This is a genomic window from Mesorhizobium sp. M6A.T.Ce.TU.002.03.1.1 (assembly GCF_003997275.1).
In the GTDB taxonomy this organism is placed as follows: Bacteria; Pseudomonadota; Alphaproteobacteria; order Rhizobiales; family Rhizobiaceae; genus Mesorhizobium; species Mesorhizobium mediterraneum.
Window position 1 is genome coordinate 1 of the sequence record NZ_RZTI01000284.1, and the last position, 1,098, is coordinate 1,098.

Consider the following 1,098-nt stretch of genomic DNA (forward strand, 5'->3'; position numbering starts at 1 on the left):
AAAGTTAAAAAACGGGTCTGGGTATTCTTTGCTGAAGGACAGCGTTCCCTGCCCCATCCCCACTACCGAAAAAGATGCGCACCGCGCCGCTCCTTCGAACTCGACATTACCCATGAGGCGGCGGCGTTCAACCACCATCGTACCGGCAAAAGGGCTGTGCGGGTGCTATCCCCAAACGTTGTTGCACAAATGACACGATTTGGCCTCACTCAGAAAGCTCCCGTTAACCATCGCCTCGCTTGCGAGCCCTTGCAATCCGGCCGATTCCGGCGATAGCCCGTCGGAATTGCGACGATGCGCCGAGTCGCCGGCCAACGGATTGCCGCAGAATCGCCGCATCGCGAAAGCGCCGTTTCGACAGAAGCCGGTTTTTTCAATGATAATGGCGCAGGCTTGTTGATTGTGCCGGCGCTTTTCTTTATCCACCGGCGCAACGGAGAGGTGGCCGAGTGGTCGAAGGCGCTCCCCTGCTAAGGGAGTAGAGGTCAAAAGCTTCTCGTGGGTTCGAATCCCATCCTCTCCGCCATTCTGATTTGCGCCTCGCGCTTCGCAGGGCAAGTCCGGCGAATTCTTCTCGTGACTCCCTTGCAAAGCCTGGTTTCGAAGCCTTCCCGGCCTCGTCATCCCAGGGCGAAGCAGGAGCGAAGCGACGTCGCGAAGACCCTGGGATCCATGCCATGACATCAGCCAAAGAATGCAGCGGCTCAGGATGGCCGTTCGACGAGTGCAGTCGCCAAGGGGTGCGCTGAACTGAAACAGAGCTTGCACCGTTGCGACACGTAAACATCACGGCATGGATCCTGGGGTCTGCGCTGCGTCGCTTCGCTCCTTGCTCCGCCCCAGGATGACGAAGGGAGAAATGCCTCGGCCAATCTCCAGAGTGTGCGATCGCCACCGACAAAGGGGGCCAATCTGTCAAAACTTCCTGTGTCAAAGAGCTAATTAGCAGCGCCTTTTTTGGCGCGCTCTTCGCCCAAGAACGTCTGCGGGGATGTTTTCCACGACCGGCGCAAAATCCCACGATTCTCCGAAAAATGCAGCAATAACAATTCGCTACCGTAGAAACAGCCGTCGCCGATCCGCTGTTTTGTTCGATTC

The 1,098-nt window shown here is 57.4% G+C and carries 1 protein-coding gene and 1 tRNA gene; both read left to right on the plus strand.

Annotated features, from left to right (window positions below; all coding sequences use genetic code 11):
- Nucleotides 1-294: 294 nt before the first annotated feature.
- Entirely contained in the window at nucleotides 295-474 is a 180-nt protein-coding gene (locus EOC93_RS33515; protein ID WP_095483127.1) for a hypothetical protein, read from the plus strand.
- A tRNA-Ser gene (locus EOC93_RS33520) sits at nucleotides 436-526 on the plus strand. Before EOC93_RS33515 ends, EOC93_RS33520 begins: the two co-directional genes overlap by 39 nt.
- The last annotated feature ends 572 nt before the right edge of the window (nucleotides 527-1,098 follow it).